Genomic DNA, 7,096 nt, shown 5'->3' on the forward strand with positions numbered 1-7,096 from the left:
CCTCCCTCGTCAGGTACGCACGCTGATGCGGAAGACGGGGTGGTCGGGGGAGATGCGGCGCAGCTCCTCGGCGGAGGACTCCGGGCCCACGCCGCCGAAGAACACGCCGACCTCCGCCTTCCAGCGCTTGAGGTAGGCGCGGAGCAGTTCGGGCTTTTCGTCGTCGGGGACTTCGGTGGCGGTGAAAGTTTCGGCCTTCTTGCCGAGGTGGAGTTCGCCGCCGCCGGCCGCGCGCATGTTGTGCGTCCACTGGACGTGCCCGCGGGCTGCCACGAGGTACGTCGCGCCGTCGACGATCAGCGGATTGACCGGGGTGCGGCGCCATTCGCCGCTCTTGCGGCCCCGCACCGCGAGTTCCTTCGCGCCGCGGATGCTGAGGCCGCGGCGCGTGAGCCAGGCGACGGTGCGGTTCAGGACCTTCACAGTGAACCAGCCGGGCTTCTGTACGTGTGCGGACATGGACTCCCCCTCGTTTCGTGAGCACTGCTCTCGCTTGTGAGCAGTGTGCACGCGATCGCTGATCCAAAGCAAGAGCAGTGCTCTCATTCCCGTGCGGTGCTCTCGTCATGGCACACTGCTCTCCCATGAGCACGATGCGCGGAGCCAGAGAGCGAGCCCGGGCCGAAGTCACGGCCGCCATCAAAGAAGAGGCCCGCAGGCAGGTCGCGGCCGCCGGCGCCGCCGAACTCTCCCTGCGCGCCGTCGCCCGCGCACTCGGCATGGTCTCGTCCGCCCTCTACCGCTACTTCCCCAGCCGCGACGATCTCCTCACCGCCCTGATCGTCGACGCGTACGACGCCGTGGGGGAGGCTGCTGAAACCGCCCTGGTCCGGCAGCCCGCCTCCGCCGCCCACACCGCCCGCTGGACGGCCGTCTGCCACGCCGTACGGCGCTGGGCGCTCGCCCACCCCCACGAGTACGCCCTGATCTACGGCTCGCCCGTCCCCGGCTACACCGCCCCCATGACGACCGTCGGCCCCGCCTCCCGGGTCGGACTGGCCCTCGTCTCCGTCGTCCGTGACGCCCACCGGGACAACGGCCTGGCCGTTCCGCCCCTCGACGCGGCCCTCGGCGCCGAGGCCCGGCGGCTCGCCGCCGATGTGGCGCCCGACCTCCCGCCGTCGGTCGTCGTCGCCCTGGTGGCCGCCTGGTCGCAGCTCTTCGGCCTCGTCTCCTTCGAGGTCTTCGGCCAGTTCAACCGGATCGTCGAGGACCGCGACGCCTTCTTCACGCACGCGGCCGCCACCCTCGCGCACGCCGTGGGCCTGATCACCAGCGGTACCGCACCCAGCGGTACCGCACCCAGCGGTACCGCACCCAGCGGTACCGCACCCAGCGGCACCGCACCCGGCGGCCCGGGCGCCTGACCCGCTACGCGTTGTGTCCTGCCACCGGCGCAGTGCCGTATGGGCGGCAGGGGAAGTGCCCCGCGCGCTGGGTGACGAGGCACCCGCTCGCCCGTGGCGAGGAGGCACCCGCGCGGCTCAATGGCGCAGAGGCACCCGGGCGTGCCCGTGGCGAGACGCCGGCCGCGCGGCTCAGTGCCGCGCGGTTCAGTGGGGCAGAGGTACCGCGACGACCGCCGGGCGACGAGGTGCCGCGCGGGGAGGCCGTGGTCGCCGGGGACGCACTGTTGTCGCCCGGCGTGACGCGCCGACTGATCGCGGAGGTCGCGCCCCGTTCCAGGGAACCGGCCGGGGACGGGGCCGGCCCTGGCCGAGCTGACGGACCGCGAGCGGGGGGTGATGGCGCTGGTGGGCACGGGCCCGTCCAACGAGGAGATCGCCGGCCGTCCGGTGGTCAGCCCGCTCACGGGCGAGGACGCGCGGCAGCCGGACCGTGGTCACGCTCGGGTCCCGCGACCGGACCCAACTGGCCGTACTGGCCTACGCGTCGGGCCTGGTGCGCCCCGGCTGGCTCGGCTGAGTGCCGGGCGCGCCGCGATAACCCCACAGCACGTGCACCACCCGTACGACGAAGACGAGCGCGGCCGCCGCGCCACCGGCCAGCAGCACGGCCCGGCCGGGGCCCGACGAGGCGAGCAGCCACGGGGCGGTGACGGCGGCGAAGGTGGCGGCGGCCAGAACCGCCGCGCTCAGCACGGCGTAACCGATCTCGATCGTCATCGCGTCGCGCTGCGCCTGCGTCCTCGTCCCCATGCGGCCCAGTCTCACAGCGGGCGCGGCCGGCGGGCAAGCCCGCGACGGCCGCCTCCCCGCCTGCTCCGCCGTACCGGTGGACCGATCTGCGGCGCGACGGGCGACCCGGTCAGACGATGTGCGACGTCTCCCGCCACAGGCGGGCGATCGCGTCGTCGCCCGACACCGTGATCGCGGACAGCGGCAGCCGGTTCCACAGCGTCAGGTAGAGCGCCTCTGCGGTGCCGCTCATCTCGCAGTCGGCGGCGCTCTGCGCGGCGTCGTCCGTGGTCCGCTCTGTACGCGGCGGCCCGTCGCCGAGGCGGACCGTCCACACGTCCGCCGAGTCCGTCGGCCGTACGCGCAGGACCCGCGGCTCCCCGGTGCGCACCCGGCTGCGGTCCCGGGCGTGGAAACCGCGCAGCAACTCGTCGATGCCGTCGGCGGAGAACGCGCTCGACAGGGGGGAGAACCCCGCGCCCAGCGCCGACTCGGCGTCCACCCGGTGAACGGCCGTCTCGTGCGCCTGCCGCCGGGCCCAGAAGGCGAGGGGGGACGGGGCGGGCAGGAAGGTCCAGCACTCCGTATCCTCCGGGGCGGCGCGCAACGCGGCCACGAGCGAGGCGTGGCCCTCGCGGAACCAGGCGAACAGCGCGTCGCCGTCCAGGTCCGGTTCGCTCTCCTCGGGACGGAACGTCGTATGCCCCGCCGTGACGAACGCCGCCGCCCAGCGGTGGACCACGCCTGTGTGCCGCAGAAGGTCGCGGACCTGCCAGCCCGGGCAGACCGGCACGTCGGCGTCCGGCCCCGCCTTCTCGGCGGCGGCGGCCAGCAACTGGCCCTCGGTTTCAAGCGATTCGATGAACTCGGCTGTCTCCATACGGGAGATTGTGACAGCGGACCGCGCCGTCGATCACGCGTTCCCCGGACGGGATGTTCGGGCCGGGACGCGGTGGAGAAGCCGCACGAACCACCCGAGCGCGAACGACTGGACGAGCACCGAGAGCGGCAGGACGGTGCAGAAGAGCACGACTCAGCCGTGTCTGTGCGCCGCCGCGTCCCGGGCCGAGTACCCGAGCAGAGCGGCTGCTCCGGCGAGCACCGCCACCGTCGTCAGGGCGACCGGGAGCGAGAACCAGTCGGCGAGGAACCCGATCACGGGCGGGCCGACGAGCATGCCGCCGTAGCCGAGGGTGGACGCCGCCGCGACACCGCTCGGGCCGGCGATCGCGCCCGCCCTCGCGACCGCCACGGGGAAGATGTTCGCGAGGCCGAGCCCGGTGACGGCGAAGCCGAGGAGCGCGAGCCAGGCGGCGGGCGCGAGCGCGCCCAGCAGCATGCCGACGGTCGCGAGCGTTCCGCCCGCTACGAGGGTGCGGGTCTGGCCGAGCCGTTCGAGCTGTGCGGTGCCGCTGAGCCGGCCCGCGGCCATGGCCAGCGCGAAGAGGGAGTACCCGGCAGCGGCGACGCCCGGGTGTGCGTGTAGGTCCTCCTGGAGGTGCAGGGTGCCCCACTCGGCGAGCGCCCCTTCGCCGTACGCCGTGCACAGGGCGATCACACCGAAGAGGGCGACGGCTTTACGGGCCGTTCCCCGGAGCGGCTGCGGCGCGTTCCCGAGTGCGCGCCGCGCACGTTCCGGGGAACGGCCGGCGGAACGTTCCCGGGAACGCGCCGGCCCGGGCACAGGACGGCGCAGCAGAGCGGGCCCCGCAGCGGCGGTGACGACGAGCCCGACGCCCGTGAGAGCCAGCAGATGCGAGGACGCGGACAACTGCCCCGCGACCAGGCCGCCCAGGCCGGCACCCGTCATGCCGCCGAGGCTGAAGGCGGCGTGGAAACTCGGCATGACGGGGCGCCGCAGGGCCACGACGAGGTCCACCGCGGCGCTGTTCATCGCGACGTTGATGCCGCCGTACGCGGCGCCGAACACCAGCAGGACGAGGCCGAGCGCGAGTGTCGAGTGCGTCTGCGCGGGCAGCGCGATGCTCAGCGACAGCAGTACGCCGCAGGCGACCGTCACCAGGTGGCTGCCGAAGCGCCCGCACAGCCGCCCGGTGAGCGTCATCGTCACGACCGCGCCCCCGGAGACGCCGAGCAGGGCGAGACCGAGGTCGCTCGCGGAGGCCCCGGTCTGCTCCTTGATGGCGGGGATGCGGACCACCCACCCGGCGAAGAGGAAGCCGTCGAGGGCGAAGAACACGGTCAGGGCGGTGCGGAGGCGGGACAGGGAGGCGGTTGCGGGGTCGCCGCTCCCGCTTCCCCGTACGGCCGTCCGTAGTTTGTTTAGGTGCGGCACAAACTCAGCATAGGGGTGGCGTCCCGTTTCGGACAACACGAGTGGCCGGCGCGGCCGGCCACCGGAGCCGGGCCCGGACGATCTTCACCGGCATGCGAGACTCGCCCTCATGAACGGGAAGGCGACCACCATCAGAACGCGGCTCGAAAGAGGCCGGAGCGCGCTCGGGCCCGCGCTGGAACTGGTGCACACCGGACGGGCGCCGACCCGCGCCGTCCTCACCGCCGAACTCGGCGTCACCAGGGCCACCGCCGGGGCGGTCGCCGCCGAACTCGAAGCGCTGGGACTGATCCAGGTCGACTCCCGGCCCGGAGCGGCGGCGGGTTCGCAGGGCCGCCCCTCGCACCGCCTGGCGGTCAACGACTCGGGCCCCGTCGTCCTCGCCGCCCAGATCCACGCCGACGGCTACCGCGCCGCGCTCGTCGGCCTCGGCGGCCGCATCGTCGCCACCGCCCCCGGCCGCAAGACGGTGTCCGCCGACCCGGCGCAGGTCCTGGGCGCGGTGGTCGACGCCGGAGCCGCCCTCCTGCGCGAGAGCGGCCGCCGCTGCGTGGGTGCGGGCCTCGCCGTGCCGTCAGCCGTGGCCGAGCCCGAGGGCACGGCGCTCAACCCCCTGCACCTCGCCTGGCCCGCCGGTTCCCCCGTCCGCGACATCTTCGCCGGCCAAGTGCGCGAGGCGGGCATCGTGGGCCCCGCCTTCGCGGGCAACGACGTCAACCTCGCCGCGCTCGCCGAGCACCGGCACGGCGCGGGCCGCGGCGCGCAGCACCTCCTCTGCGTCGCCACGGGCCACCGCGGCGTCGGCGGCGCGCTGGTCGTCGACGGCCGCCTGCACACCGGCAGTTCGGGCCTCGCCCTGGAAGTCGGCCATCTCACCGTCAACCCCGACGGCCGCCCCTGCTACTGCGGCGGCCGGGGCTGCCTCGACGTCGAGACCGATCCGCTGGCCTTCCTCACCGCGGCCGACCGCGCCCCCGGACCCGAGACCTCGCTGCTCCAGCAGTCCCGCGAACTGCTGAGCGGCCAGTACGACGACCCCGCGGTGCGCACGGCGTGCGAGGAACTCATCGACCGGCTGGGGCTCGGCCTCGCCGGACTCGTGAACATCCTCAACCCCGACCGGATCGTCCTCGGCGGCCTCCACCGCGAACTGCTCGACGCCGACCCCCAGCGGCTGCGCGCCGTGGTGGCCGACCGCAGCCTGTGGGGGCGCAGCGGCGGCGTACCCATCCTGCCGTGCACGCTGGACCACAACAGTCTCGTCGGGGCGGCCGAGTTGGCGTGGCAGCCGGTGCTCGACGACCCGCTCGCCGCGCTCGCCGCCTCGCAGGGGCCCGCGTGAGCGCGGCGTACCCGGACATCGGGCCCCACGACCGGGGGATGCTCGACGTCGGCCACGGAAACCTCGTCCACTGGGAGGTCTGCGGCGATCCGGCCGGCAAGCCCGCGCTCGTCGTCCACGGCGGCCCCGGCTCCGGCCTCGCCCCCGGCGCGCGCCGGTACTTCGACCCCGAGCGCTACCGGACCGTCCTCTTCGACCAGCGCGGATGCGGCCGCAGCACCCCCCACGCGAGCGACCCGGCCACCGACCTCACGCACAACACCACGCACCACCTGATCCGCGACATGGAGCGGCTGAGGGAGCACCTGGGGATCGACCGCTGGCTGCTCTTCGGCGGCTCCTGGGGGTCGACGCTGATCCTCGCGTACGCCGAGAGCCACCCGGACCGGGTCTCCGAGATCGTCGTCTCCGGTGTCACCACGACCCGCCGCTCGGAGATCGACTGGCTGTACCGGGGCGTCGCGCGGTTCTTCCCCGAGGCATGGCAGCGCTTCCGTGCGGGCGTTCCCGGGAACGTCCGGGACGGCGACCTGACAGCGGCGTACGCACGGCTCGTCTCGGACCCTGATCCGGCCGTACGCGAGAAGGCCACCCTCGACTGGTGCGCCTGGGAGGACGCGGTGCTCTCCCTCGAACCGAGCGGCGACGCCCACCCGTACGGCGACCGCCCCGACGCCGAACGCGTCGCCCTCGTGCGCCTCGCCTCCCACTACTTCGCCCACGGCGCCTGGCTGGAGGAAGGGCAGCTGCTGCGCGACGCGGGACGACTGGCAGGGATTCCGGGCGTACTGCTGCACGGCCGCCACGACTTGAGCAGCCCCCGCGACACGGCCTGGGAACTCGCCCAGGCATGGCCGGACGCCGAACTCACCGTGGTCGACGACGCGGGACACAAGAGCAGCGAGACGATGCGCGGGCTCGTGATCGGCGCGCTCGACCGGTTCGCCCGCACGGCCGGCCACTGAGGCCCGTACCGGCCCGGTCAAGGGCCCGCCTCGGCCGGCCGGAGCAGCCGCACGGGCCCCGCCCGCGGGGCACGCGCACCCCTCCGGCCGTACGACGACGGGGACCCTCTCCAGGGAGCGACGCTCGGAGTCACAAACAACGAGAGCGCGCCGAGGAGCTGACCGAGATGAACGCCCTGGCTACGAAGGACCCGGCCCCTGGATCGTCCTCGTACCGCTGTTCCGGGCGGCCGCCGCCCTCGGCGTCACCGGCCTGCTGCGCCGCACCGGCCTTCGGCGCGAGCGGTTCGGCCGCGGCGTGTGAAGGACGGCGCCGCACGACAGTGGGCCCGTTCCCCGGCACGTGCCGGGGGAC

7 protein-coding genes and 1 pseudogene are annotated in these 7,096 nt (G+C 74.3%); 4 read left to right on the plus strand and 4 right to left on the minus strand.

Going from position 1 to position 7,096, the window contains the following annotated elements; all coding sequences use genetic code 11:
* Positions 1-9: 9 nt before the first annotated feature.
* A complete protein-coding gene (locus ACWGH0_RS18340; protein WP_453405187.1) occupies positions 10-459 on the minus strand; it encodes a nitroreductase family deazaflavin-dependent oxidoreductase in 450 nt (149 codons plus the stop codon).
* Between the two features lie 125 nt (positions 460-584).
* On the opposite strand from ACWGH0_RS18340, the gene ACWGH0_RS18345 reads away from it, so the two are divergent.
* Together ACWGH0_RS18345 and ACWGH0_RS18350 are read left to right on the plus strand one after the other, a co-directional pair.
* Positions 585-1,367 carry a TetR/AcrR family transcriptional regulator gene (locus ACWGH0_RS18345; RefSeq protein ID WP_453405188.1) on the plus strand — a complete coding sequence of 261 codons (783 nt, stop codon included), beginning with the start codon at positions 585-587 and terminating at the stop codon, positions 1,365-1,367.
* A 239-nt stretch (positions 1,368-1,606) separates the two neighbouring features.
* Positions 1,607-1,926 (plus strand): annotated as a pseudogene (locus tag ACWGH0_RS18350) (LuxR C-terminal-related transcriptional regulator); the annotation flags it as partial.
* Here ACWGH0_RS18350 and ACWGH0_RS18355 read toward each other — a convergent pair.
* From ACWGH0_RS18355 to ACWGH0_RS18365, 3 genes are all read right to left on the minus strand, one after another.
* On the minus strand, positions 1,887-2,159 hold the full coding sequence (locus ACWGH0_RS18355) for a DUF6332 family protein (protein WP_453405189.1): 273 nt from the start codon (positions 2,157-2,159) through the stop codon (positions 1,887-1,889). The pseudogene ACWGH0_RS18350 and the gene ACWGH0_RS18355 sit on opposite strands and share 40 nt — an antisense overlap.
* Before the next feature lie 109 nt (positions 2,160-2,268).
* Positions 2,269-3,018 (minus strand): maleylpyruvate isomerase family mycothiol-dependent enzyme, encoded by a 750-nt coding sequence (locus ACWGH0_RS18360; RefSeq protein ID WP_453405190.1) that lies wholly within the window; start codon positions 3,016-3,018, stop codon positions 2,269-2,271.
* Positions 3,019-3,171: 153 nt separating this feature from the next.
* A complete protein-coding gene (locus ACWGH0_RS18365) occupies positions 3,172-4,434 on the minus strand; it encodes an MFS transporter (protein ID WP_453405191.1) in 1,263 nt (420 codons plus the stop codon).
* Positions 4,435-4,543: 109 nt separating this feature from the next.
* On the opposite strand from ACWGH0_RS18365, the gene ACWGH0_RS18370 reads away from it, so the two are divergent.
* Both ACWGH0_RS18370 and pip read left to right on the plus strand, forming a co-directional pair.
* Positions 4,544-5,776, plus strand: coding sequence for an ROK family protein (locus tag ACWGH0_RS18370; RefSeq protein WP_453405192.1), 1,233 nt, complete (start codon positions 4,544-4,546; stop codon positions 5,774-5,776).
* On the plus strand, positions 5,773-6,741 hold the full coding sequence (gene pip / locus ACWGH0_RS18375; RefSeq protein WP_453405193.1) for a prolyl aminopeptidase: 969 nt from the start codon (positions 5,773-5,775) through the stop codon (positions 6,739-6,741). Before ACWGH0_RS18370 ends, pip begins: the two co-directional genes overlap by 4 nt.
* Positions 6,742-7,096 lie beyond the last annotated feature (355 nt).

It is taken from the genome of Streptomyces sp. NPDC054887 (assembly GCF_053610585.1).